This is a genomic window from Mameliella sp. MMSF_3455, assembly GCF_030733205.1.
In the GTDB taxonomy this organism is placed as follows: Bacteria; Pseudomonadota; Alphaproteobacteria; order Rhodobacterales; family Rhodobacteraceae; genus Antarctobacter.
The window spans coordinates 1-22371 of record NZ_JASHJL010000020.1 but is presented as its reverse complement, the minus strand read 5'-3'; the positions used below and the strand labels follow the sequence as shown (position 1 = coordinate 22371).

Below are 22371 nucleotides of genomic sequence, written 5' to 3'. Positions count from 1 at the left end.
TTATTGACCTTAAACTGGCAATGCAGCCCAATTATTGTGCGAAACTTCTGCCTGTCCGCCCGGAAAAATGCCCAAGCATGTTGCATTCGGCGATCCCCAGTGGCGCTATCGTGCCGAAAGAGGTCGCGGGGGGACCATGACACTGCACATGCGAAAGGACCGGGCGGGAGGGGCTGCCACGCCGGCAACATTGCCCCGGGCGCGCGGCACGCTGGATCTGTCGAGCAAGTCCCGCGGCGACAAGTCGGCGATCGACCGGCTGCGCACCTCCGGTTGCCTGCGATCCCTGTTTCCGCGCCGCGGGTCTGGGGTTGAGGCCATCGTCATCAATACATCGGGCGGGTTGACCGGTGGCGACCGTCTGGACCTTGCAGCCACAGCAGGCCAGGGATCGCACCTGACCCTGACGACCCAGGCGGCGGAACGGGCCTACAAGGCCAGTTCCGACATTGCCCGTGTCGAGACTCGGCTCGAGGCCGTGACGGGCGCGACCCTGCACTGGCTGCCGCAGGAGTTGATCCTGTTCGAAGGTGCCCGGCTGAGACGCCGCCTGCGTATCGATTTGGCGGCGGACGCGCGTCTGCTGTTGGTCGAGCCGGTCATCTTTGGCCGCAGCGCGATGGGTGAACGCCTTAAGGACGTGCACTTCGATGACCGGATAGAGGTCTGGCGCGAGGGCGCGCCGATCTACCTTGACGCTGTGCGGTTGGACGGTGACCTGGAGGCGCGGATGCAGGGGCCGGCGCTTGGTGGCGGGGCGGGCGCGATGGCCAGCCTGGTTTATGTCGCGCCGGACGCCGAGGCGCATCTGCCGGCTTTGCGGGCTTTGCTGCCCGATACCTGCGGCGCGTCCCTGATGCGCGAGGATCTGTTGATCCTGCGGATGCTGGCGCGCGATAGTCTGACTTTGCGGCGCAGCCTGCTGCCCGTGCTGGACCGGCTGAGCCGGGACACCCTGCCGACATCCTGGAGACTGTGACGACATGCAACTGACCCCGCGCGAGAAAGACAAGCTTCTGGTCGCGATGGCCGCCGAGGTGGCCCGCAAGCGCCTGAGCCGCGGCGTGAAACTGAACTATCCCGAGGCGATCGCGCTGATCACCGATGCGGTGGTGGAGGGCGCTCGCGACGGGCGGTCCGTCGCCGACATGATGCAGGCGGGCGCCGAGGTCATCACGCGCGAACAATGCATGGAGGGCGTGCCCGAGATGATCCACGAGGTGCAGGTCGAGGCCACCTTTCCGGACGGCACCAAGCTGGTGACGGTCCACGACCCGATCCGGTGATTTTGAGTATTTTCAGAGAGAAGAAAGACGAGGGACCAAGAATGAAGAACCTGATCGCAACCGGCGTCGCAATGTTGGCCGCCGCCCCCGCCCTGGCGCATCCCGGCTCGCACATGCATCCGCATGGCGCCGAAACCTGGCTGAGCCTGCTGCCCGCCGTGGCACTGATCGTGGTTGCGGGGCTGATCACCTGGGGTCGGAGATGATCCCCGGAGAGCTGTTCCCGGCCGAGGGCACCCTAACCCTTAACGAAGGCCGTGAGGTGGTGACGCTGCAAGTGGCCAATACCGGCGACCGCCCGGTGCAGGTGGGCTCTCATTACCACTTTGCCGAGGCCAACCCGGCGCTCGATTTCGACCGGGGCGCCGCGCGCGGTTGCCGGCTGGATATCGCGGCGGGCACTGCGGTGCGCTTCGAGCCGGGGCAGGCACGCGAGGTCAACCTGATCCCGATTTCGGGGGCACGCCAGATCTACGGATTCAATCAGCAGGTGATGGGCGCGCTGGACTGACACGCCCGAGTCGGCACAGACTGGTCGGATTGCAGAAGCCAACCAGGGAAGGAAAGACCATGTGCGATGTGTGCGTGATGAACTCTGTCAAGGACCGGATGCTGTCGCGGCGTTCGTTCTTCAGGGCGGGGGCCGCTGCCGGCGCCGGGGCGGTTCTGGGGACCGGCCTCGCAAGACCGGCGATGGCGGCCAGCCACGGTGGCGGTGTCGTCGACATGACCCATACCTACGACGAGAGCTTTCCGACCTATTTCGGCGAGCCGGGGATTTCCTACGACAAGGGGGCCGATTTCGCCAATGACGGGTTCAACCTGTACAGTCTGACGGTCAATGAACACACCGGCACCCATGTGGATGCGCCTTTGCACTTTTCGGCTGACGGCCACTCGGTGGATGAAATTCCGGTCGAAAGCCTGGTCTGTGCGCTGGTCAAGGTGGATATCGCGGCCCGGGCGGCGGAAGACGCTGACACGACGGTGACGCCAGATGACCTCAAGGCCTGGATCGCTGCACATGGCGATATCCCCGAGGGGGCCTGTGTCGCGATGGATTCCGGGTGGTCCGCCAAGATCGGCAGTGACGGGTTTCGCAACGCGGACGACGACGGAGTCATGCATTTCCCGGGTTTCCACGTCGAGGCGGCCCAGATGCTGGTCGAGGAAACGGGCGCGCGGGCCATTGCGACGGACACGCTGTCGCTGGACCCCGGCAACTCTGCCAGCTTTGACGCGCATTACGCATGGTTGCCGACCAATCGCTACGGGATCGAGAACCTAGCCAACCTCGGCAATGTCCCGGCCTCCGGCGCGACGCTGATCGTCGGCGCGCCGAAACATGCACGCGGCACGGGTGGCCCGGCCCGCGTCTTTGCGATGGTGTGACGCATATGGTTCGGCTGTCCCCTCTCGATCTCTGGCTCACCGCCTCGCGCTGTGCCTGCATGGCCGCCGAAGCGCAGGCGGTGGTGACCATGCGCGTCCTGGGGATGGCCGGGCTATGGTCCGTGACCCCGTCCGAGACGACACGGATGATGCGCGAAAAGGCGATAAATTTCCCGCTGGCGATGGAACTGGCGTCCCGCGCGGCGTGGAAAGGGGAAGATCCCCTTGGCGCCGCGCTGGCCCCGCTGCATCGCCAGACCCGGGCCAACGCGCTGCGGTTGGCCCGGCGCGGACCCAGGTGGAGGATGTAATGGCGACGGTCAAACTTTTGTCCGACGAGGAGTTGAGCGCCGAGGCAAAGGCGGTGTTCGACGATATCCGCGCGGTGCGCGGGACGGATTTCATCAACAACTTCTGGCGTGCCCTGGCGCATGACCCGGCGCTGCTGAAGGCGACATGGGACCGGCTCAAGGCGGTGATGGCGCCCGGCGCGCTGGATCCGCTGGTCAAGGAAATGATCTATGTTGCCGTTTCCGGCACCAATGGCTGTGACTATTGCGCCCACTCTCACACCGCGGCGGCCCGCGCCAAGGGCATGACGCCCGAGATGTACGGAGAGCTCTTGGCCGTGATGGGCATGGCCAACCATACCAACGCCCTGGCGAGCGCCCTGCAGGTGCCCGTGGACGAGGTTTTCAAGGAATAGGACCCGGTCCGGAGCCAACTGGCTCCCGCCGATGACAAGCACGAGGACAGGATGCCAGCCACAATCAAACGCTCCGACTATGCCGCGATGTTCGGCCCCACCACCGGCGACCGGCTGCGGCTGGCCGACACGGACCTGATCATCGAGGTCGAAAAGGACCTGACCGGCCCCTATGGCGAAGAGGTGAAGTTCGGCGGCGGCAAGGTGATCCGTGACGGCATGGGGCAGGCTCAGACCACCCGGGCCGAGGGCGCGGTGGACACGGTCATCACCAACGCGCTGATCGTCGATCACTCGGGTATCTACAAGGCTGACGTGGGGCTGAAGAACGGGCGTATCCACAAGATCGGCAAGGCGGGCAATCCGGACACCCAGCCCGGCGTCGAAATCGTTGTCGGCCCGGGCACAGAGGCCATTGCCGGAGAGGGGCGCATCCTGACCGCGGGCGGTTTTGACAGCCACATCCATTTCATCTGTCCGCAACAGATCGAGGACGCGCTGCATTCCGGCCTGACCACCATGCTTGGCGGAGGCACCGGCCCGGCGCATGGCACGCTGGCCACCACCTGCACGCCAGGACCCTGGCACATTGGGCGGATGCTGCAGGCGGCGGATGCCTTCCCGATGAACCTGGCCTTTGCGGGCAAAGGCAATGCCTCGCTGCCCGCAGCCCTGGAGGAGCAGGTCAAGGGCGGCGCCTGCGCGCTGAAGCTGCATGAGGACTGGGGCACGACGCCGGGTGCCATCGACTGCTGCCTGAGCGTGGCCGACGCGATGGACGTGCAGGTGATGATCCACACCGATACGCTCAATGAATCCGGCTTCGTCGAGAACACCGTGAAGGCCATGAAAGGCCGCACCATCCACGCCTTCCACACCGAGGGTGCGGGGGGCGGCCACGCCCCTGACATCATCAAGATCTGTGGCGAAGAGCATGTCCTGCCCTCGTCCACCAACCCGACCCGCCCCTTTACCGTGAATACGCTCGAAGAACACCTCGACATGCTCATGGTTTGCCACCACCTCGACAAGGCGATCCCCGAGGACGTGGCCTTTGCCGAAAGCCGCATCCGGCGCGAGACCATCGCCGCAGAGGATATCCTGCACGACATGGGGGCCTTTTCGATCATCGCCAGCGACAGCCAGGCCATGGGCCGGGTGGGCGAGGTGCTGATCCGCACCTGGCAGACCGCTGACAAGATGAAAAAGCAGCGCGGGCGCCTGAGCGAGGAGACCGGCGACAACGACAACTTCCGCGTTCGGCGGTATATCGCGAAATACACGATCAATCCGGCCATTGCGCATGGCATCGGCCATGAGATCGGCAGCATCGAGGAAGGGAAACGTGCAGACCTCGTGCTTTGGAACCCGGCCTTTTTCGGCGTGAAACCCGAGATGGTGCTGATCGGCGGCACCATCGCCTGCGCGCAGATGGGTGATCCCAATGCCTCCATCCCCACGCCGCAGCCGGTCTACACCCGGCCCATGTTCGGCGCTTATGGCCGCAGCGTGGAAAACTCTGCTGTCACCTTCGTCTCGGAGGCGGCGCAGGCCGAGGGGATCGGCGCCGGGCTGGGGCTGGCGAAGGAAACCGTGGCGGTCAGGAACACGCGTGGCATCGGCAAGAAGGACCTGCTTCTGAACGATGCGACACCTACGGTCGAGGTCGATCCGGAAACCTACGAGGTGCGCGCCGACGGCGAGTTGCTGACCTGCGAGCCGGCCAGCGAATTGCCGATGGCACAACGGTATTTCCTGTTTTGACCCATCGTGGAGGGGCGTGCCCGCGCCTGCGGGCCGTCGCTTGATCTCCGCCAGAGGCTCCCGCAACATGATCTTGGTCCGGGCGTCACCGGACGCGGATCAACGGATTGGAGTTTGAACATGCGCAGCTTGTTCCTGGCCGCCGGCCTTGCTTTCCTTGCCCCCGTGGCCTGGGGTTGTCCCGTGGGATCGGACATCGACAAGGGCATCCGCTTTACTGTCGATGACGTCGATACAGAGGAATACCGACGCGTGAGGCCGGGCATGATCGAGGCGATCTATACAGCCTCGGACGGGTTGGTCACACGCAACCTGCTGGCGCAGGGGGTCTACCTCGTCGAACTAGTCGATTTGGTCGAGGGGGTGCCGGAACAAGACACGCGTGTCACCTATGCCTTTCCGGGCCGGGCAGAGGAACTGGCGGTGCCGGAACCGGGCGGGCAGGTGACCTATGACGTGGCGATCAACAACCTTGGCGATCTCGACAGGGAACGTCAGATCTACGATTTCGGACCGCTGTCCAAGATCAACTTTGGCGCCTGCGAATACGATCTGATCCCGATCGAGATCCGTTACGAACCTGACGACAGCGGCACGGTTGATCTGCTGTACTACCTGCCCGCCTTCGGCTTTTCCTACTACGCGGGCAGCGACTACACGGACGGGTCGGACCGCTACAATTATTCCAACATCGAGGTGATCGAGTGAGCGAACTCCCCCTTGCGCAAGTCCTTGAAGAGGCGGGCAACTGGCAGGCCCCGGCAGCGGACCGGGTTGTCCTGGACTACGAGGCGCGGTTCCTGCGGCGCAAGCGCCTGGTGACAGAGGCGGGTCTGGCCTTTGTTGTCGATCTGGAGCAGACCACCTCGCTGGACGCGGGGGATGCCCTGTTGCTGGCTGACGGACGTCGGATCGAGGTGGCGGCCGCCAGCGAAGAAGTCCTTGAAGTGCGCGGGCCGAGCCTGCCGCAGCTTGCCTGGCACATCGGCAATCGGCATACGCCCTGCCAGATTGCCGAGGGCATGTTGTTGATCCGGCGCGATCCGGTGATCCGGCACATGCTGGAACATCTCGGGGCCGAGGTGACGGAGGCCATGCATCCCTTCACCCCAGAGGGTGGCGCCTATGGTCACGGGCGCACCCACAGCCACGAACACGGCCACAGCGCCCATGCCCATTGATCCGCGCCTGCTGACACTGACGCAATGGCTGTCCCCTGCCTACCCGGTGGGGGCCTTCGCGTGGTCGCACGGGCTGGAAAGCGCGGTGCGGCAAGGCTGGGTGACGGATGCGGACAGCCTGCAGGCATGGTTGGCAGATGTGCTGCGCGATGGGTCCGGCAAGGCCGATGCGCTTTGGGTCCGGCTGGCCTGGCAGGGGGGGCGGCCCGTGGCGGAACTTGATGCGCTGGCGCGCGCCTGGCAGCCTTCACGCGAACGCCTGCGCGAGGCAGAGCGGCAGGGCGCGGCCTTTGCCCAGGTCACGGCAGAGGTCTGGCGGCTGGACCTGCCGCCGATGCTCTTGCCTGTGGCACTTGGCGATGCGGCGCGGCAGTTGGACATGGCCGTGGAACCGGTGATCGCGCTTTACCTTCAGTCCTTTGCGGGCAATCTCGTTTCCGCGGCACAGCGTTTGATGCCGCTGGGACAGACCGCGGCGCAGGGTGTGATGTCGCGGCTGGCGCCGCTTTGTGCCGAGGTGGCCGCAGGCACCGAGGGGCAGACACTGGATGACATGGCCTCCTGTGCCTTTCTGTCCGATGTCGCTTCCATGAAACACGAAACACTTGAACCAAGGCTATTCCAGTCATGACACGGATGAACGGCCCCTTGCGTATCGGCATCGGCGGACCCGTCGGCGCCGGCAAGACCACCCTGACCGCACGGCTTGCCGAGCGCCTGAAAGACGATTTTTCCATCGGCGTGATCACCAACGACATCTACACGCAGGAGGACGCGGAAGCGCTGATGCGGATGCAGATCCTGCCTGCGGATCGGGTGATCGGAGTGGAAACCGGGGGATGTCCGCACACGGCAATCCGCGAGGACGCCTCGATCAACCTGGCGGCCGTGGCCGAGATGCGCCAGCGACACCCGGAGGTCGAGATCGTCCTGATCGAGTCCGGGGGAGACAACCTGTCGGCCACCTTCAGCCCGGAACTGGCGGACCTGACGGTCTATGTCATTGATGTTGCTGCCGGAGAAGAGATCCCCCGCAAGGGCGGGCCGGCGATCACGCGGTCGGATCTGCTGGTCATCAACAAGACCGATCTTGCGCCCTATGTCGGCGCCTCCTTGGAGGTGATGGAGCGCGACGCGACGCGGGTCCGCGCCGGGCGGCCGTTCGTGTTCTCTGCACTCAAAGGCGGGGACGGGGTCGAGGGGATCGTGACGCAACTGCGGGACATCGCAGGGCTCTGATCGGGTAATTCGGTGGCCTCTGGCGGCGCGCTCGCCGAGGTCCGGAGGCGGGTGTCTCAATCCCGCGGGTCTTGCATCTGCCCCGGGGTGAGCCGGGAAAAACATCTTTGATCAATGGGTTGCCGTGTCCGGCTCAGAATGCGGCCCAGTCGGTGAACTGGTAGGTCTTGGGCTTTGTGCGGCCCGGGATGGGAATGGTGGGCTGTGCGGGGCGGGGCTGGTTGTGCTTGGTCATGGCGGGGCTCCTTCTTCTGTCTCTGAAGATGGGGGAAGGGGCCCTTTTCCGACAGTCACGAAAACCATACCGGCCAGTTCAGTTTGGCGGGATGACGCCTTTCTTGAGGATGATGTTGCCGTAAAGCCTTGATTCCCCAGTCTGAATAACGGCAAAGCCGGTCTTTGCCCGATCGTAGAAAGCAAAGCGTTCCAGCGTCGCGATCGGCGCCGGGTTGTCCGCGAACTCATCGATAAGCGTTTGAAATTCCTCGATGATCTCAGGGGTTGCCTCGGCGTCGCCAACCACCTGCATGGTATGTGCCGGGTCTTTCACGAAACTGTCCAGAGGCATGACCGTCAGCACCGCCTGCAAGACCTGGGTGGCGGACAGGCCGTCCAGCCGGTGTACCTTGCAGCCCATTGAATAGGCGGGAAAATTGCAGTCCGCGATCACGAGTTCATCGCCGTGTCCCATCGCCCGAAGGCTGTACAGGATCTCGGGCGAGAGGATAGCGGGGATGTTGCGCAGCATGGGGGACCCTCCGGAATTCCTGACCATGAAAACGCCCCCGGCGGCCCGGCGCAAGAGGGCATTTGGCCCGGGACGGCTTGTACAAAACGTACAAAACGTACGCGGTTTCTGACGTTTTGTACAAAACCGGCTATGGTCGGGACAGGGGCGGGGCACGGCGCCGCGCGCGACAGCAAGGAGACAGGGAATGGAGCAGGTGGCACCAAAGGGCGATCCCACCCTGCGGACGCTGGCCATGCCGGCGGATGCCAATGTCAGCGGCGATATTTTTGGTGGCTGGGTGCTCAGCCAGATGGACCTGGCCAGCGGCATCATCGCCGGGGAACGGGCGCAGGGCCGCGTGGCCACGGTGGCGGTGGACGCGATGAAATTCATCCGCCCGGTGCGGATCGGCGACGTGCTGGAAATCTACGGCCGGGTCGCGCGGGTGGGCCGGACCTCGATGGGGATCGGGCTGGAGGCCTGGGTGATCCGCAACCGGATCGGCAAGCGCGAGAAGGTGACCGAGGCGGTTTTTACCTATGTTGCCCTCGACGAGGAGGGCAACAAGAGGATGGTTCCGCCCGAGGCCTGACGACCCCGGGCGGCGCCGATCAGAGCAGTTCGATGTCCGACGCGCTTTCGCGGCCGTCACGGCCGGTGCGCAGTTCGAAGCTGACTTTCTGGTTGTCCTGCAGGCCGGTCAGGCCCGAACGCTCGACAGCGGAGATGTGGACGAAGATGTCCTTGCCGCCGCCTTCGGGCGCGATGAAGCCGTAGCCTTTGGTGGTGTTGAACCATTTCACGGTGCCAGTGGCCATTCCGTGGTCTCCTGTAGATTTGCCGCACGCGGAAGTGCTGCGGCCCGGCAATGTCAGAGCAGTATCGGTTGCGCTGACGCCGTATGACGGAGACAGGTAGGCGATAGTGGTAACGTAGCGGTCTTGGATATCGCAGGTTTGCTGAGTCGGAGCAAGAAAGATTGAAATGCGCTCGCCGGAAGCTTGCGGCAGATCGCGCGACGAGTCGCTCCCCGGGGCATTGCTCCGGGGAGGCCCGGTCAGTTCAGGGTCATCTCACCGCTGATCCGGTTGGTATAGGGGTCGCCGCCCGCGTCAAATTCGCCGGCTCCGGTGATCGAGGCCCATTTGCCGGTGCCGCCCATGACCATCCAGTCGCCCTGGGTGCGTCCCTCGGCATTGATGGCCTTGGCGATCCACTTGACCACGGCCACTTCGCCGTCGCCGTCGGTGTAGTGGCACAGCCCGTCCCCTGAGACATCTCCCTTGTCGATCAGGATCGCACCGAAGCAGGGGCCTTTTGCGCTGGCAAAGGGATTCATCGGGTCCTCGGTCTCGAAACTTTCATACATCGAGGTCGCGTGCACGATGACCAGGCCATCGGACACCGGCATCGGCGTGGCGGTCGACGCGCCGTGCCCCACGCCAGCGGCGGTCACGGTTTCAGAAAGGGTCGGTGTGGCAATCACAAAAATGGCCGCCGCGAGGGCAGGAAAACGGATGAAATACATGAGTTTCTCCTCCAGAATCGGTCCCGGTTGGTCCGGGACCTGTTCCGAGGATACCACGGTATGAGGCGGGCCGGCCTAGTTGCAGGTAAAGCGTTCCGTCCAGCGGCCCCAGTTGTTCATGTCCATCGTGCGCTGGCGAAATCCGTAGGTGTGCGACGACCCGCGAATATGGAAGTGGCGCACGGCGCCGCGCCAGTAGATGCGGCTGTTCACCGGGGCGATGCTTTCGCCGTACATGTAGTAGATGCGGTTGGTGGTAAAGGCGACCGTGGCGGTTTCCCCGGGGTCCAGCAGGTACCAGCCGTTGGTGATCCAGTTGCCGGACAGGTCACGATAGTTGATCGCGGTCTGGATCTGCCGGTTGCAGTCGTTCCGGAAGATGACGGTGAACTGGTTGTTCTGGGCGTGGCTTTGGCCTGCACTGAAGGCCGTCATCAAGCAGAGCGCCAGCATCAAAAGACGGTGCATGTATCAATTCCTTGAGCAATTAATCCAAGTACACGGAAAGGTTAGGCTGGCCGTGGCGCAACGGTCAAGTTTGTTGCCCAGGGCGCGGCGGGCCGCGGTCGGCGAGTGATCGGCAGCGATTGTCTATCGCGCCTGTCGCGGGCATGGTGGCGCAAAAAGGGGAGGCGAGCGATGGGCTTGATCTGGGCAGGCGTGGTAATCGGCATCGGCGGCACGGTGGCGATGGACCTCTGGGCGCTGCTGCTGGACCGGCTGACGGGACAGGGGCGTCCGAACTGGGGCAACGTGGGCCGCTGGGTCGGCTGGCTGTTCCGGGGGCGCGTCTTTCACGATGACATCGGCGCGGCAGCCCCGGTCGACGGTGAGCGCGCGCTCGGCTGGGCATTCCACTACTTTGTCGGGGTTGTCTACGGTGTGGTCTTTGCACTGATCGTCGGGGGCGCATGGTTCGACGCGCCGGTGTTCTGGAAGGCCTGGATCTGGGGGATCGTGACCATCGCGGGCGGATGGTTCCTGCTGCATCCGGGGATGGGGCTGGGCTGGGCCCTGTCGCGGACAGAGCGGCCCTGGAAGGGGCGCTTCATGGGGCTGGTGGCGCATTCGGTCTTTGCCCTGGGCATGTGGGCCGCGGCCTGGCTCGTCTGAGGCGATGGCATCGGCGGCGGACCGCCGCCGTCACGTCAGGAATTTTGCCCGGACGGTTGAAACATCGGCTCATAGGGATTTGGTCAGGGTCAGAGTGCGGTAAGACCCGCGAAATCCACCTCTGACGGGAGACCGATCATGAGCGTAAGAAAGACCCTTCTTGGCACTGCAACCCTCGTGGCATTGGCCGCGGCACCGCTGACCCCGGCCCTGGCGCAATCCGGGCCGCAGGCGGAGCTGATCCCGGCTCAGGCCGCCGAGGCGCAATACAGCGACAGCGACCTCAACAGCTTCGTCGATGCGGCAATGAAGGTCATGGCCCTGCGCCAGACCTACCAGGCGCGGCTGCAGGCGGCCGAGAACGAAGAGGACCAGCAGGCGCTGGTCCGCCAGGCACAGGAAGAAATGAAAGAGGTCATCGTCCAGACTGATGGTATCGACGTGCCGACCTATACCGCCATCGGCGAGGCCGCCCAGGCCGACGATGCGCTGAACCAAAGGATCACCGCGCTGTTCCAGGAGCGCATGCCGGGCGACGGCGCGCAACCGTCGGACGACGGCTGATGCTTCGGCCCGGATGTCGGGCCGCTTGAGAAGATGAACCCGCGCGGTGGTCAATGGGCTACCGCGCGGGTTTTCCTTGGAGGTGGTGGCGTGAATAGCGGGGATCACCCTGACGCTGGGTACCAAGCTCTGCGAAGGTCAGGGTGCGAACCCATGCTACAAGTGCATTGTCCAAGCGTTGTCTCGAGTTGGTTGCAGAAAAATACCCCTTCCGTTACCAAAAGTTAATAAGGCCACCGCTGTTTGGCTTCACTTGCAAGTGCTCCAAAGTCTCTTCGGCCGCTCCTCACACCCTCTGCCACGAAACAGAGGCGATGACCGTAATACTCGCTTACCGTTTTTAGCTCGCTTCCTTTTTCGGCTTGTGCAAGCCAATAGCGTTTGCCCTTCGCGTAGCGCTCTGGCGAAGACTTGTGATGGATCTCGACCAACCAAGTCTCTGGCATTCCGTGGTACTCAAGGAAAACCAAAGCCTCGTAGATATCGCGCGCTTTCATTGTAACTGCCTAAGACCTGAGATCTCGAAAGGTTGACGCGACCCGGTTGCTCACCGCGAAAACTTCTTGTGCTTCAGCCGCTTCGGCTCCAGTGCATCCGCGCCGAGGCGCCGTTTCTTGTCCTCTTCGTAGTCTTCGAAGTTGCCCTCGAACCATTCCACATGCGCCTCGCCCTCGAAAGCCAGGATGTGGGTACAGATCCGGTCGAGGAAGAAACGGTCGTGCGAGATCACGACGGCGCAACCGGCGAAATCGACAAGGGCATCTTCCAAAGCGCGCAGGGTTTCCACGTCGAGGTCGTTGGTCGGTTCGTCGAGCAGGATGACGTTGCCGCCCTCTTTCAACAGGCGCGCCATGTGCACGCGGTTGCGCTCACCACCTGACAACAGGCCGACCTTTTTCTGCTGATCGCCGCCCTTGAAGTTGAAGGCCGAGCAATAGGCGCGGCTGTTCATTTCCGCGTCGCCCAGCTTGATCTGCTCGGCGCCACCGGAAATTGCCTCCCAGACGGTCTCATCGGCCGAAAGATCGTCGCGCGACTGGTCGACATAGGCCAGTTGCACCGTATCCCCGTATTCCAGCGTGCCGGCGTCCGGTTTTTCGTGTCCGGTCAGCATCTTGAACAGCGTCGATTTACCCGCGCCGTTGGGGCCGATCACGCCGACGATTCCACCGGGGGGCAGCGAAAAGGAGAGATCCTCGATCAGGAGCTTGTCGCCCATCGCCTTTTTCAGGCCTTCGACCTCGATCACCTTCTGGCCCAGGCGCGGGCCGTTGGGGATGATGATCTGGGCGCGGCTGAGCTTTTCGCGCTCTGACTGGTTGGCCATCTCGTTGTAGGCGCTGATCCGGGCCTTGGACTTGGCCTGACGGGCCTTGGCACCCTGACGCATCCATTCCAGCTCGCGTTCGAGGGTCTTCTGCTTGGCCTTGTCCTCGCGCGCTTCCTGTTCCAGCCGCTTGGCCTTCTGCTCCAGCCAGCTGGAATAGTTGCCCTCGTAGGGGATGCCGCGGCCGCGGTCGAGTTCGAGGATCCAGCCGGTGATGTCGTCCAGGAAGTAACGGTCGTGCGTGACGCAGAGGATCGTGCCCTTGTAGTCGATCAGGTGCTGTTGCAACCAGGCGATGGTTTCCGCGTCCAGGTGGTTGGTCGGTTCGTCGAGCAGCAGCATGTCGGGCGCTTCGAGAAGCAGCTTGCACAGCGCAACCCGGCGGCGTTCCCCGCCCGAGAGATTGCCCGGCATGGCGTCATCGGGGGGGCAGCGCAGGGCCTCCATCGCGACATCGACCTGGCTGTCCAGATCCCAGAGGTTCTGGCTGTCGATCTCGTCCTGCAACTGCGCCATCTCGTCGGCGGTCTCGTCGCTGTAGTTCATGGCCAGTTCGTTGAACCGGTCCAGCTTGGCCTTCTTCTCGGCGACGCCCAGCATGACGTTGTCGCGCACGGTCATGTCTTCTTCCAGCGCGGGCTCCTGCGGGAGGTAGCCGACCTTGGCGCCCTCTGCGGCCCAGGCCTCGCCGGTGAAATCCTTGTCGATTCCGGCCATGATCCGCATGAGCGTCGACTTACCGGCGCCGTTGACGCCGACGACGCCGATCTTGACCCCGGGCAGAAAGCTCAGGCGGATGTTTTCAAAGCATTTCTTGCCGCCGGGATAGGTCTTGGAGACGCCATCCATGTGGTAGACATACTGATACGAGGCCATGATCCGCTCCTGCAGCTTGCGCGTTGTTCGTGACGGAGTAGCGCGTTGGCGTCGGCGGTGCAATCTGCGGCGGGAGAGGCGGAAAATTCCGGGCAGATTTGCCTTGAACCGATCTGAACACTTCGCGGTCATCTAGGAGACTGTGCCCACGGACCGGGGACCGGGAAAGGCAAGGGTGATGCGGAACGCTCGGAACGGGTGAGTGACCTGTTTTCGACCTCGCGGGACCGTGCCTTGGACGGCGTCCGGCTGGTGAGTGCCCTGGGCAAGCAGACGGAAAGCGGGGCAGGCCGTGCGGTCTATCGACCCGCAAGCCGCCCGCCTGCGACATGGCCCGCCGGGTCGGGTAAGGCCCGCGCGCGCATGGGTTTCTTGCACATGCCCGTCCAACCGCGTATCCGGTTGCCCGGTGCGCGCAGGCGTATCTTGGCGGGAGGACGCGGCGTGCCGCAGCCAGGCAGACAGGGGCAGGGCCTTTTCCTGGCCGGGGCGGGCGCCCTGGATGGCCGGGCCATGCCGCGTGGATCCCGGATCGGATTGTTGGGGGGGTCCTTTGACCCACCGCACGCCGGGCATTTGCACCTGTCGCGCGAGGCGCTCAAGCGGTTCGGCCTGGATCGCGTTGTCTGGCTGGTGAGCCCCGGCAACCCGCTGAAGCCCAATCCTCCCGCGTCGCTGGAGGACCGCATGGCGGCGGCCCGGGCGATCGTCGACCATCCGCGCATCACCGTCAGCGATTTCGAGGCCCGCGCAGGCACGCGCTATACCGCTGAAACCCTGGCTCGGTTGCGGCACCTGTTTCCAAGGGTGCGGTTCACATGGCTGATGGGGGCCGACAACCTGGCGCAGTTCCATCGCTGGGACAACTGGCAGGGCATCCTGCACAGCGTGCCGGTGGGGGTGCTGGCGCGGCCCGGTCTGCGCATGGCGGCGCGCCTTTCTCCGGCGGCGCGGATCTTTGGCGCGGCGCAAATTCCGGCGTATGCCTCGCCCCGGCTGGCCAGTGCACCCGCCCCGGCCTGGTGTTTCGTGAACATGCCGATGACCGACCTCAGCTCGACCGCAATCCGCGCGGCGGGTGACTGGGCAACAGGGCTGAAAACGTGAATGGCGTGCCCCCAGTTGCCGGTTGCTCGTGGTGCCGGGATTCGCTTAGATCAGCCCCATGACGTATGGCATTTCCAGACGTGCATTCCTGGGCGGAGTGGCCGGAACGGCGCTAGGCGGGGCGGCATTGCCCGGCTGGGCGCGGGCACCCGAGACCTCCTTGCGCCCGGTTGCACGTTCCGACGAATTCCGAAAACGCATCCAGCCGCCCGCCGAGGCGCTGATCGAACGCGCGGCGCTGGATGGTGAGGTCGGCTTTGCCGTCGCGCGCCTGCACAACGGCGAGGTGCTGGAGACACATTCCCCCGACGTGAGCCTGCCCCCGGCCAGCGTGGCCAAGGCCCTGACTGCGGGCTACGCGCTGGATATGCTTGGTCCGGCGCATCATTTCGTGACCCGCGTGATCGCCACCGGCCCTGTCAAGGATGGTATTGTCCAGGGCGACCTGGTGCTGGCGGGCGGGGGCGATCCGACGCTGGACACCGATGCGCTGGCCGGGCTGGCCGCCGCGGTCAGTGCCGCCGGTGTCACCGGCCTGACCGGGGGGTTGAAGGTCTGGGGCGGGGCGCTGCCCTCGCTCACCGGCATCGACGCCAGCCAGCCGGACCACGTCGGCTATAACCCGTCGGTCTCCGGGCTGAACCTGAACTACAACCGCGTGCATTTCGAATGGCGCAAGGCGGGCAGTGACTACACGGTGACGATGCAGGCGCGGTCCGCCGCGCACAGGCCCGACGTGCGCGTGGCCCGTATGGACCTGATCGACCGACGCATGCCGGTCTACACCTACGAAGACCGCTCTGGCCGCGACAACTGGACCGTGGCGCGTGGCGCGCTGGGTGACGGCGGCGCGCGCTGGCTGCCCATCAAGAAGCCCGAGGCCTACGCGGGCGAGGTGTTCCAGACGCTGCTGGCGGCGCAGGGCATCAAGACCGGCAAGCCCGAGATTGCCGCGGGTCTGCCCGGCGGCGATGAGCTGGCCCGTCACGAAAGCAAGCCCTTGCGGGTGATCCTGCGCGACATGCTGAAATGGTCGACGAACTTGACCGCCGAGGTCGTCGGTCTTGCGGCCAGCGTGGCGCGCAGCGGGGCTGTCCCCGCCTCGCTACTGGCGTCGGCGGCGGAAATGAATGACTGGGCGCGGGAAAAGCTGGGGGTCGAGGGGCTGGCGCTGGTCGATCACTCCGGCCTGGGAGACAAAAGCCGGGTCAGTGCGATGCAGATGATGGGGTGCCTGCGCGGATTGCGCATGAAGATGGGCATCAAGCCGCTGCTCAAGGACATGCCGATCCGTGATTCCCGGTACCGGGTGATCGAGAATGCGCCGCTGAAGGTGCGGGCCAAGACCGGCACGCTGAATTTCGTCAGCGGGCTGGCCGGGTTCGTCGATCTGCCAGACGGCACGGAGCTTGTCTTTGCGATCTTTGCCGCCGACATGCCGCGAAGAGACGCGCTGACCAAGGCGCAGCGAGAACGCCCCGAAGGCGGACGCAGTTGGAACAGCCGGGCAAAGATACTGCAACAGGGGCTGATCGGGCGCTGGGGCGTGCTTTACGAAAGCGATCCGGTCTGACAACGCGCCTTGCGACGGGCAGACCGCCGGGTTGCCCGGAACCATCGAATCGGAACAGCGGCGTGCCTTCCTGTCCGGGATATCCGCACAGGAAACCCGCAAAGCGAAACGCTCGCACGGCGAACGCGATCGAAACCTGGAAGCGGCCGGGCCGATCCGCCGTGCCGGGACGGTCGGTAGAGGTCAAAGAAAATGGGCCCTGCGATGCAGGGCCCATTGCCTAGTCTGCGCGTCAATGGGGCCGGTGGCAGCCAGCCTGACGGCTCAGTTGTCGATCACGACCTTCATGTTCTTCTTGCCGACCTGTTCTGTCAGCTCGAACAGGACGGCGGCGTGTTCCGGGTGCAGGCGCACACAGCCGGCCGAGGCCGGACGGCCAAGGCGGCTGATCTGGTCGGTGCCGTGGATCGCGTAGTCACCGTTAAAGAAGATCGAGTAGGGCATCGGCGCATTGTTGTAGATGCTGGACCGGTGATACTTGGACAGCCAGTAGGCATTCCATTGGCCACGCGGCGTGTGCTTGCCCGCGCGCGCGGTCGAGACCGGCCAGCGATAGGCAACCTTGCCGTTGTAGATCACCGTCATGGTCTGGGTCGACACATCGACCTTGGCCACCAGCGGGGCGGCGGCGGCCATGAGCGGTGAAAAACACAGAAGTGCCGCGGCCAGCGCGGCGGCAAAAAATCGTTTCATTCGTCCCTCCAGGTACAAGCTTGGCAGCTTCGGCGAAAAAATGCCTAGAGAGACGTTACTACGCGGTTACCCGCCGGTCAGTCAGGTATACCCGACCCGGCCCGGTACAGGGGACAGAGCGCCAAAACCTATGGGATTTTTGCAACAGGCCAGCCCGGGATTCGGGTGGTTTTAAGTCAAATTCACAGCGTCAGGTGTCGCGCCCGGGCACCACGTTCGATCGCGGCGGCATGCAGCCGGTCGAGGTTGAGTTCATAGCGAATCTCCTCGAGCAGGCGCAGTTCCGTTTCCTGCAGCGTGCCATCGGCGGCCGCGACATCGCAGGCCAGCGCATAGGCGGTTTCGAACAGCCGTTCGGGCAAGTTGTCGCGGATCAGGCCGAACAGCGCGTCCAGCCCGTCTTCCTGTTCGAAAAGTTCGAAGACCAGCGTCGACATGGCGCGCACCCGGTCGGTGTCATAACCCGAAAAGATCGGCAGCATTTTCACCGAGGCGTCGATCTTGACAAGTTCGACGGTCCGCACCCTTTCGTCCGAGACCGAAACGGCAATCATCAGTGCCACGAGGCAGTCCTGCGGGTTGAGCGGCTGGGTGGCGTCGGACATGCGGGGGCCTCGGTCTGCAAAGGGGTCGCCGTGCAATTTATTGACGCGGAGGCGGGGGGGCAATAGAGAAGCGCCCGCAACACCCCCCAAGGAGACCGAGAAATGTCCGATCTGCGCGACGCGGCGATGAGCGCCAAGGCCTGGCCCTTCGAAGAGGCGCGCCGGATCCTCAAACGCTATGAAAAGGCTCCGCCTGAAAAGGGTTACGTCCTTTTCGAGACGGGCTATGGCCCCTCGGGCCTGCCGCATATCGGCACCTTTGGCGAGGTTGCGCGGACGACCATGATCCGCCGCGCCTTCGAGGTGATCTCGGACATTCCGACCCGCCTGATCTGTTTCTCGGACGACATGGACGGGATGCGCAAGGTGCCGGGCAACGTCCCCAACCAGGACCGCCTGCGCGAGGACCTTCAGCGCCCGCTGACCAGTGTCTACGACCCGTTCGAGACGCATGAGAGCTTTGGCCATCACAACAACGCCATGCTGCGGCGGTTCCTGGACACCTTCGGGTTCGAGTACGAGTTCATCAGCGCGACCGAGTTCTACAGGTCCGGCCGGTTCGACGAGATCCTGCTGCGCGCCGCCGAGAAATATGATGACCTCATGGCCATTATGCTGAAATCGCTGCGCGATGAGCGGCGTGAGACCTATTCGATCTTCTTGCCGATCCACCCGGAAACGGGCCGCGTCCTGTACGTTCCGATGAAGAACGTCGATGCGGCCAAGGGCGAGATCACCTTCGACGACGAAGATGGCAGGGAATGGACGCTGCCGGTCACGGGCGGCAACGTGAAACTTCAGTGGAAGCCGGACTTCGGCGCCCGCTGGGCCGCGCTGGGCGTCGATTTCGAGATGTACGGCAAGGACCACAGCACCAACACGCCGATCTATGACGGCATCTGCCGGACGCTGGGCGTGCGCCCGCCCGAGCATTTCACCTATGAACTGTTCCTGGACGACAAGGGCCAGAAGATCTCCAAGTCCTCGGGCAACGGCATCTCGATCGACGAGTGGCTGACCTATGCCTCGACCGAGTCGCTGTCCTATTTCATGTTCCAGAAGCCCAAGACCGCCAAGCGGCTGTTCTTTGACGTGATCCCCAAGGCGGTGGACGAATACCACCAGCAGCTGCGCGCCTATCCGGGGCAGGAACTCAAGGCGCAGGTCAACAACCCGGTTTACCACATTCACAACGGCGACGTGCCGGAATCGAAGATGGTGGTGCCTTTCTCGATGCTGCTGAACCTTGCCAGTGCCGCCGGGGCCGAGGACAAGGCCGCGATGTGGGGATTCATCCGCCGCTATGCGCCGGATGCCTCGCCCGAAACGCATCCCGACCTGGATGCGGCAGCCGGTTTCGCGGTCAAGTACTACGAGGATTTCGTCAAGCCGACCAAGGTCTTCCGCGCGCCGGACACCAAGGAGCGCGCGGCGATGGAAGACCTTGCCGCGCAGCTCAGGGCGCATGACGGGGCAACCGACGACGAGACACTGCAAAGCCTCGTCTTTGCCGTCGGCAAGGCGCATGAGTTCGAAAACCTGCGCGACTGGTTCAAGGCGCTTTACGAGGTGCTGCTGGGTCAGTCGCAGGGCCCGAGGTTCGGCGGGTTCATTGCGCTTTATGGCGTCGATGAGACCGTGGCCCTGATCGACAAGGGCCTGGCGGGCGAGCTGGGCTGACCCGTGCTGTTCCTCTGAAACTTTGACGCCCTCTCCTCGTGGCTTACCTATGGGAAAGCCACGAGGAGAGATGACATGCGCACTTTGTTGATGGGCCTGGCTGTTGCGGTCGGCCTGGCGGGGGCGGCGCCGGCACAGGATGCCCTGGCGCCCAACCCGGCAATCCAGGGCACGATCCAGGGCCAGATCGACGCCTTCCTGCAGGACGATTTTGGCGCCGCCTTCGAATTCGCCAGCCCGGGCATCCGCAACACCTTTCGCACGCCTCGGAATTTCGGCGCGATGGTGCAAAAGGGCTATCCGATGGTCTGGCGGCCCAGCGACGTCGAGTTCGGCCCGCTGCGCGAGCTGGATGGGGCGCTTTGGCAACAGGTGCTGATCCAGGACGAGGCGGGCAAGAATTTTATCGTCGAGTACCGGATGCAGAATGTCGACGGCGATTGGCGCATTTCGGGCGTCCGGGTCATTCCGGCGCCGGGGGTGTCCGCCTGACCCGGGTGCTGGTCAGAACTCTGTCCAGAGCCCCATCTTCAGGCCCATCGAGGTGTCGCCGGTCAGCCCCCAGGTGACGCCTGTTTCCAGCTTGAGCGGGCCCTTCAACGGCACGACCAACGAGGGCGCGACCCGTGCGAAGGGGTCGTAGCCATCAGGCTGGCCGGTCTGCAACTGCAGGATCAGCTTGCGGTCCCTGGGCAGGTTATGGCCCCAGGTGACATCGATCTTGAGGTCGGTCCGGCCGCTGGCGACATAGGCCTCGGCCACGCTGTCGATGGACAGCCAACCGTTTTTCAACCCCCAGCCGACAGCAAGCCCGGGCCGCAGGACCTGGTCTCCGGCGATCGTGCCCAATCCGAACTGGGCGGTCATCTGCGCGCCCGTTTCGGCCTGCAGGATCGGCCATTGCAGGAACAGGACCGATTTCCCGCTGCCGCCGACCGAATGGCCGATGTCGAAACCCAGCGTCAGCCGGTCAGTCAGGCCGTATTCGAAGAACAGCGTCGAATAGTCCTGCGTCGGGTCCATCGACGTCCAGGTGTTCAGGTCCTGCGGCCAGCCCAGTCGAACGGCGATGCTGCCAAAGCCGCTGCCCTGCTTGCGTGGCCAGGCACCCGCCCCGGCAGGTGGGGCGGCAAGACTGGTGGCCAGGATGGTGGCCAGGAAAAGGTCCAGAGGACGCATGGCGGGACTCTTGGCAGCGTCGGGCCGTTAACCAACCCTTCCGAACCGTAGGGATGCAATGGTTAACGGAAGGTGAAGCAATTGACGCAGGGGGCTGGATTCCCCTTTGCCGCAGGTGCACAGTCGCTGGCAGGTTTCTCGGGGGATGGAATGGCTGGACATGTGATCACCGTGGCACAGCAGAAGGGCGGCAGCGGCAAGACCACGCTGGCGGCACACCTGGCGCTGGCCTTTCACGGTCAGGGCAAGCGGGTGGCCGTGGTGGACCTGGACCCGCAAGGCAGCCTGGGGCGCTGGTTCATGACCCGGGTCGAAAGCCAGCCCGAAACCTGCGAGGGGCTGGATTTCGCCACCTCTTCGGCCTGGGGGATCTCCTACGAGGTGCGCAAGCTTTCGGCAGTCAACGACATTGTCATCATCGACACTCCGCCCAAGGCCGACAGCGACCTGCGCCCGGCGCTGCGGGTGGCGGACCTTGTCGTGGTGCCGGTGGCGGTCAGCCATGTCGATCTCTGGGCCACCGAAGGTGTGCTGGACCTGGCCGCGCGCGAAAATTGCGCGACGCTGCTGGTCATGAACCGCACGCGGGCCGGCACACGGCTGAATGCCGAGGTGGTCGAGGCGGCGACCCGGCTTGGGGCGGCCGTGGCGCAGGCCAGCCTTGGCAACCGCGTAGGCTATGCCGAGGCGCTGGGACAGGGGCGCGGGGCGCATGAAGGCGCCAAGACCCCGGCCCGGGCCGAGATCGAGGCGCTTGCGCAAGAGGTGGCGAAACGGCTCGAGACGGGGTAAGGGGGCGCGCACAGGAGGCCCCTTGATGACCGATCTCGATGAACTCGCCCGCCTGATCCGGGCCGATGCCCAATCCCGGGGGCAGACGATTTCCCGGCTGGGCTATTTCTGCGCGCCGTTCCGCCCGGACAGCGGGCCGCTGTCCGACCGGGTGATCAAGGTCTACCGCGGCATGGGGGACGCGGCGGCGCTGGACAGGCTGCAGCGCTGCCACGATGACTACGTCCGGGCCCTGCTGGCGGGCGGCGTGCCAATGCCGGCGACAGAGTTCCACTTTGTCGAACTGGGCGGTACACGCGTGCCGGTGATCGTGCAGGAGGCCCTGCCGGTCGACAGCCTGATGCGGCCTCGGATGCAGAAGGAAACGCTGACCGCGACGCTGGAGATGATGGAAGCTGCGGGCCAGGTCATCGCGCGCTTCTGGCTCTGGGCGCGGGAGCAGGAGGGGCGGATCGGCTTTCACCCCTCGATCCGCAATTTCGCGGTGATCGACGGCAAGGCGGTGTTCTTCGACACCTTTCCGCCCCTGATCCACTATTCGCGGGACGAGATGGGCAAGATGCTGCTGACCTTCTCGGACAAGCGCCTGATGCGGATCATCGGCCCGCTTATGCAGAGACGCGTGACCGGGATCCAGGACGAATGGTACTCTCCGCCCGAAACGCTGGTCGGGCTGGTGGGGTCCGCTTGCCGTTTGCGCCCCGAGGATGCAGAGGCCTACCTTGACTGGGGTCGAGACTTCGTCACCCGTGCGATGGCGCCCTGGGCCGAAGAGGCGCTGGCCGGGCTGCAGGCGCCGCCCAAGCTGCCCGGGTATTGGACCGGGTTCCGCAAGCTCTTGGGCCTGCAGGGAGAGCCCAACCTCTGACGGCGCCGCGGGGCAAACCCCGTCCTACGCAGGGGGGTAATCTCTCGATGCCCAGCCCGGCGTTGCGCCGGCGGAAGGCGGTGTCATGAGTATTTTGCGAGAGAAGAAGCCAGGGCGCGCGCGCTTGCGGCTTCTTCTCTCGGAAAATACCTCCGGGGGGTGGGGGCA

29 protein-coding genes are annotated in these 22371 nt (G+C 64.5%); 21 read left to right on the top strand and 8 right to left on the bottom strand.

The genetic code is table 11. The features are described from left to right. Positions 1-136: 136 nt before the first annotated feature. From RBB42_RS15495 to ureG, 12 genes are all read left to right on the top strand, one after another. The gene (locus tag RBB42_RS15495; RefSeq protein ID WP_305972280.1) at positions 137-979 is read left to right on the top strand and encodes an urease accessory protein UreD; all 843 of its coding nucleotides are present in this window, start codon (positions 137-139) and stop codon (positions 977-979) included. Between the two features lie 4 nt (positions 980-983). Then, a complete protein-coding gene (locus RBB42_RS15490; protein ID WP_043135940.1) occupies positions 984-1286 on the top strand; it encodes an urease subunit gamma in 303 nt (100 codons plus the stop codon). 41 nt (positions 1287-1327) lie between these two features. Further along, positions 1328-1492 (top strand): hypothetical protein, encoded by a 165-nt coding sequence (locus RBB42_RS15485; RefSeq protein WP_305972281.1) that lies wholly within the window; start codon positions 1328-1330, stop codon positions 1490-1492. After that, positions 1489-1797: an urease subunit beta gene (locus tag RBB42_RS15480; RefSeq protein WP_305972282.1), complete on the top strand. Its 309-nt coding sequence runs from the start codon at positions 1489-1491 to the stop codon at positions 1795-1797. Before RBB42_RS15485 ends, RBB42_RS15480 begins: the two co-directional genes overlap by 4 nt. A gap of 59 nt (positions 1798-1856) precedes the next feature. After that, the gene (locus tag RBB42_RS15475) at positions 1857-2678 is read left to right on the top strand and encodes a cyclase family protein (protein WP_305972283.1); all 822 of its coding nucleotides are present in this window, start codon (positions 1857-1859) and stop codon (positions 2676-2678) included. Between the two features lie 5 nt (positions 2679-2683). Next, positions 2684-2989 (top strand): antifreeze protein, encoded by a 306-nt coding sequence (locus tag RBB42_RS15470; protein WP_305972284.1) that lies wholly within the window; start codon positions 2684-2686, stop codon positions 2987-2989. Beyond that, the gene (locus RBB42_RS15465; protein ID WP_305972285.1) at positions 2989-3384 is read left to right on the top strand and encodes a carboxymuconolactone decarboxylase family protein; all 396 of its coding nucleotides are present in this window, start codon (positions 2989-2991) and stop codon (positions 3382-3384) included. Before RBB42_RS15470 ends, RBB42_RS15465 begins: the two co-directional genes overlap by 1 nt. A 51-nt stretch (positions 3385-3435) precedes the next feature. Beyond that, positions 3436-5148, top strand: a complete 1713-nt coding sequence (gene ureC / locus RBB42_RS15460) for an urease subunit alpha (protein ID WP_305972286.1) — start codon at positions 3436-3438, stop codon at positions 5146-5148. Between the two features lie 120 nt (positions 5149-5268). Further along, entirely contained in the window at positions 5269-5856 is a 588-nt protein-coding gene (locus RBB42_RS15455) for a hypothetical protein (protein ID WP_305972287.1), read from the top strand. Continuing rightward, positions 5853-6329, top strand: coding sequence for an urease accessory protein UreE (locus tag RBB42_RS15450; RefSeq protein WP_305972288.1), 477 nt, complete (start codon positions 5853-5855; stop codon positions 6327-6329). Before RBB42_RS15455 ends, RBB42_RS15450 begins: the two co-directional genes overlap by 4 nt. Beyond that, the gene (locus tag RBB42_RS15445; protein ID WP_305972289.1) at positions 6319-6960 is read left to right on the top strand and encodes an urease accessory protein UreF; all 642 of its coding nucleotides are present in this window, start codon (positions 6319-6321) and stop codon (positions 6958-6960) included. The genes RBB42_RS15450 and RBB42_RS15445 overlap by 11 nt, the downstream gene beginning before the upstream one ends. Then, positions 6957-7568 (top strand): urease accessory protein UreG, encoded by a 612-nt coding sequence (gene ureG / locus RBB42_RS15440; RefSeq protein ID WP_305972290.1) that lies wholly within the window; start codon positions 6957-6959, stop codon positions 7566-7568. The genes RBB42_RS15445 and ureG overlap by 4 nt, the downstream gene beginning before the upstream one ends. A 313-nt stretch (positions 7569-7881) precedes the next feature. Here ureG and RBB42_RS15435 read toward each other — a convergent pair whose 3' ends face one another. Beyond that, complete coding sequence (locus tag RBB42_RS15435) at positions 7882-8316, bottom strand: RbsD/FucU family protein (RefSeq protein ID WP_305972291.1); 435 nt, start codon at positions 8314-8316, stop codon at positions 7882-7884. Between the two features lie 187 nt (positions 8317-8503). Between RBB42_RS15435 and RBB42_RS15430 the strand changes: the two genes are divergently transcribed. Then, positions 8504-8890 carry an acyl-CoA thioesterase gene (locus RBB42_RS15430; RefSeq protein WP_305972292.1) on the top strand — a complete coding sequence of 129 codons (387 nt, stop codon included), beginning with the start codon at positions 8504-8506 and terminating at the stop codon, positions 8888-8890. Positions 8891-8909: 19 nt separating this feature from the next. Here the strand turns inward: RBB42_RS15430 and RBB42_RS15425 are convergent, their stop codons facing one another. From RBB42_RS15425 to RBB42_RS15415, 3 genes are all read right to left on the bottom strand, one after another. After that, positions 8910-9116, bottom strand: coding sequence for a cold-shock protein (locus tag RBB42_RS15425; protein WP_043135970.1), 207 nt, complete (start codon positions 9114-9116; stop codon positions 8910-8912). A 239-nt stretch (positions 9117-9355) separates the two neighbouring features. Then, positions 9356-9826 (bottom strand): hypothetical protein, encoded by a 471-nt coding sequence (locus tag RBB42_RS15420; RefSeq protein ID WP_305972293.1) that lies wholly within the window; start codon positions 9824-9826, stop codon positions 9356-9358. A 75-nt stretch (positions 9827-9901) separates the two neighbouring features. Beyond that, complete coding sequence (locus RBB42_RS15415; protein WP_305972294.1) at positions 9902-10294, bottom strand: DUF1036 domain-containing protein; 393 nt, start codon at positions 10292-10294, stop codon at positions 9902-9904. A 171-nt stretch (positions 10295-10465) separates the two neighbouring features. Here RBB42_RS15415 and RBB42_RS15410 point away from each other — a divergent pair, with 171 nt between their 5' ends. After that, positions 10466-10939 (top strand): DUF2938 family protein, encoded by a 474-nt coding sequence (locus RBB42_RS15410; protein WP_305972295.1) that lies wholly within the window; start codon positions 10466-10468, stop codon positions 10937-10939. A 138-nt stretch (positions 10940-11077) separates the two neighbouring features. Further along, positions 11078-11503 (top strand): DUF4168 domain-containing protein, encoded by a 426-nt coding sequence (locus RBB42_RS15405; RefSeq protein ID WP_305972296.1) that lies wholly within the window; start codon positions 11078-11080, stop codon positions 11501-11503. 547 nt (positions 11504-12050) lie between these two features. On the opposite strand, the gene ettA is transcribed toward RBB42_RS15405, so the two are convergent. After that, a complete protein-coding gene (gene ettA, locus RBB42_RS15400) occupies positions 12051-13706 on the bottom strand; it encodes an energy-dependent translational throttle protein EttA (protein WP_305972297.1) in 1656 nt (551 codons plus the stop codon). 513 nt (positions 13707-14219) lie between these two features. Between ettA and RBB42_RS15395 the strand changes: the two genes are divergently transcribed. Both RBB42_RS15395 and dacB read left to right on the top strand, forming a co-directional pair. Next, on the top strand, positions 14220-14813 hold the full coding sequence (locus RBB42_RS15395) for a nicotinate-nucleotide adenylyltransferase (protein WP_305972306.1): 594 nt from the start codon (positions 14220-14222) through the stop codon (positions 14811-14813). Positions 14814-14871: 58 nt separating this feature from the next. Continuing rightward, on the top strand, positions 14872-16386 hold the full coding sequence (gene dacB, locus RBB42_RS15390) for a D-alanyl-D-alanine carboxypeptidase/D-alanyl-D-alanine endopeptidase (RefSeq protein WP_305972298.1): 1515 nt from the start codon (positions 14872-14874) through the stop codon (positions 16384-16386). Between the two features lie 264 nt (positions 16387-16650). On the opposite strand, the gene RBB42_RS15385 is transcribed toward dacB, so the two are convergent. Then, a complete protein-coding gene (locus RBB42_RS15385; protein WP_305972299.1) occupies positions 16651-17079 on the bottom strand; it encodes a L,D-transpeptidase in 429 nt (142 codons plus the stop codon). 182 nt (positions 17080-17261) lie between these two features. Further along, positions 17262-17684, bottom strand: a complete 423-nt coding sequence (locus tag RBB42_RS15380; RefSeq protein WP_305972300.1) for a tellurite resistance TerB family protein — start codon at positions 17682-17684, stop codon at positions 17262-17264. A 102-nt stretch (positions 17685-17786) separates the two neighbouring features. Here RBB42_RS15380 and RBB42_RS15375 point away from each other — a divergent pair, with 102 nt between their 5' ends. Both RBB42_RS15375 and RBB42_RS15370 read left to right on the top strand, forming a co-directional pair. Next, the gene (locus RBB42_RS15375; RefSeq protein WP_305972301.1) at positions 17787-19364 is read left to right on the top strand and encodes a lysine--tRNA ligase; all 1578 of its coding nucleotides are present in this window, start codon (positions 17787-17789) and stop codon (positions 19362-19364) included. A gap of 75 nt (positions 19365-19439) precedes the next feature. Next, positions 19440-19856 carry a DUF4864 domain-containing protein gene (locus tag RBB42_RS15370; RefSeq protein WP_305972302.1) on the top strand — a complete coding sequence of 139 codons (417 nt, stop codon included), beginning with the start codon at positions 19440-19442 and terminating at the stop codon, positions 19854-19856. A gap of 12 nt (positions 19857-19868) precedes the next feature. On the opposite strand, the gene RBB42_RS15365 is transcribed toward RBB42_RS15370, so the two are convergent. Next, positions 19869-20543, bottom strand: coding sequence for a hypothetical protein (locus RBB42_RS15365; protein ID WP_305972303.1), 675 nt, complete (start codon positions 20541-20543; stop codon positions 19869-19871). Positions 20544-20693: 150 nt separating this feature from the next. Between RBB42_RS15365 and parA the strand changes: the two genes are divergently transcribed. Further along, complete coding sequence (parA, locus tag RBB42_RS15360) at positions 20694-21335, top strand: ParA family partition ATPase (RefSeq protein WP_305972304.1); 642 nt, start codon at positions 20694-20696, stop codon at positions 21333-21335. A 25-nt stretch (positions 21336-21360) separates the two neighbouring features. Continuing rightward, the gene (locus tag RBB42_RS15355) at positions 21361-22203 is read left to right on the top strand and encodes a DUF6206 family protein (RefSeq protein WP_305972305.1); all 843 of its coding nucleotides are present in this window, start codon (positions 21361-21363) and stop codon (positions 22201-22203) included. Positions 22204-22371 lie beyond the last annotated feature (168 nt).

Bases quoted from the DNA above. Each gene is read 5' to 3' on its own strand.
- ureC (WP_305972286.1), top strand. From the start codon at position 3,436: ATGCCAGCCACAATCAAACGCTCCGACTATGCCGCGATGTTCGGCCCC.
- RBB42_RS15410 (WP_305972295.1), top strand. From the start codon at position 10,466: ATGGGCTTGATCTGGGCAGGCGTGGTAATCGGCATCGGCGGCACGGTG.
- RBB42_RS15455 (WP_305972287.1), top strand. From the start codon at position 5,269: ATGCGCAGCTTGTTCCTGGCCGCCGGCCTTGCTTTCCTTGCCCCCGTG.
- RBB42_RS15480 (WP_305972282.1), top strand. From the start codon at position 1,489: ATGATCCCCGGAGAGCTGTTCCCGGCCGAGGGCACCCTAACCCTTAAC.
- RBB42_RS15365 (WP_305972303.1), bottom strand. From the start codon at position 20,543: ATGCGTCCTCTGGACCTTTTCCTGGCCACCATCCTGGCCACCAGTCTT.
- parA (WP_305972304.1), top strand. From the start codon at position 20,694: ATGGCTGGACATGTGATCACCGTGGCACAGCAGAAGGGCGGCAGCGGC.
- RBB42_RS15395 (WP_305972306.1), top strand. From the start codon at position 14,220: ATGCCGCGTGGATCCCGGATCGGATTGTTGGGGGGGTCCTTTGACCCA.
- RBB42_RS15355 (WP_305972305.1), top strand. From the start codon at position 21,361: ATGACCGATCTCGATGAACTCGCCCGCCTGATCCGGGCCGATGCCCAA.
- RBB42_RS15415 (WP_305972294.1), bottom strand. From the start codon at position 10,294: ATGCACCGTCTTTTGATGCTGGCGCTCTGCTTGATGACGGCCTTCAGT.
- RBB42_RS15430 (WP_305972292.1), top strand. From the start codon at position 8,504: ATGGAGCAGGTGGCACCAAAGGGCGATCCCACCCTGCGGACGCTGGCC.
- dacB (WP_305972298.1), top strand. From the start codon at position 14,872: ATGACGTATGGCATTTCCAGACGTGCATTCCTGGGCGGAGTGGCCGGA.
- RBB42_RS15370 (WP_305972302.1), top strand. From the start codon at position 19,440: ATGCGCACTTTGTTGATGGGCCTGGCTGTTGCGGTCGGCCTGGCGGGG.
- RBB42_RS15385 (WP_305972299.1), bottom strand. From the start codon at position 17,079: ATGAAACGATTTTTTGCCGCCGCGCTGGCCGCGGCACTTCTGTGTTTT.
- RBB42_RS15445 (WP_305972289.1), top strand. From the start codon at position 6,319: ATGCCCATTGATCCGCGCCTGCTGACACTGACGCAATGGCTGTCCCCT.
- RBB42_RS15495 (WP_305972280.1), top strand. From the start codon at position 137: ATGACACTGCACATGCGAAAGGACCGGGCGGGAGGGGCTGCCACGCCG.
- RBB42_RS15380 (WP_305972300.1), bottom strand. From the start codon at position 17,684: ATGTCCGACGCCACCCAGCCGCTCAACCCGCAGGACTGCCTCGTGGCA.
- RBB42_RS15490 (WP_043135940.1), top strand. From the start codon at position 984: ATGCAACTGACCCCGCGCGAGAAAGACAAGCTTCTGGTCGCGATGGCC.
- RBB42_RS15475 (WP_305972283.1), top strand. From the start codon at position 1,857: ATGTGCGATGTGTGCGTGATGAACTCTGTCAAGGACCGGATGCTGTCG.
- RBB42_RS15420 (WP_305972293.1), bottom strand. From the start codon at position 9,826: ATGTATTTCATCCGTTTTCCTGCCCTCGCGGCGGCCATTTTTGTGATT.
- RBB42_RS15470 (WP_305972284.1), top strand. From the start codon at position 2,684: ATGGTTCGGCTGTCCCCTCTCGATCTCTGGCTCACCGCCTCGCGCTGT.
- RBB42_RS15425 (WP_043135970.1), bottom strand. From the start codon at position 9,116: ATGGCCACTGGCACCGTGAAATGGTTCAACACCACCAAAGGCTACGGC.
- RBB42_RS15465 (WP_305972285.1), top strand. From the start codon at position 2,989: ATGGCGACGGTCAAACTTTTGTCCGACGAGGAGTTGAGCGCCGAGGCA.
- RBB42_RS15485 (WP_305972281.1), top strand. From the start codon at position 1,328: ATGAAGAACCTGATCGCAACCGGCGTCGCAATGTTGGCCGCCGCCCCC.
- RBB42_RS15375 (WP_305972301.1), top strand. From the start codon at position 17,787: ATGTCCGATCTGCGCGACGCGGCGATGAGCGCCAAGGCCTGGCCCTTC.
- RBB42_RS15435 (WP_305972291.1), bottom strand. From the start codon at position 8,316: ATGCTGCGCAACATCCCCGCTATCCTCTCGCCCGAGATCCTGTACAGC.
- ureG (WP_305972290.1), top strand. From the start codon at position 6,957: ATGACACGGATGAACGGCCCCTTGCGTATCGGCATCGGCGGACCCGTC.
- RBB42_RS15405 (WP_305972296.1), top strand. From the start codon at position 11,078: ATGAGCGTAAGAAAGACCCTTCTTGGCACTGCAACCCTCGTGGCATTG.
- ettA (WP_305972297.1), bottom strand. From the start codon at position 13,706: ATGGCCTCGTATCAGTATGTCTACCACATGGATGGCGTCTCCAAGACC.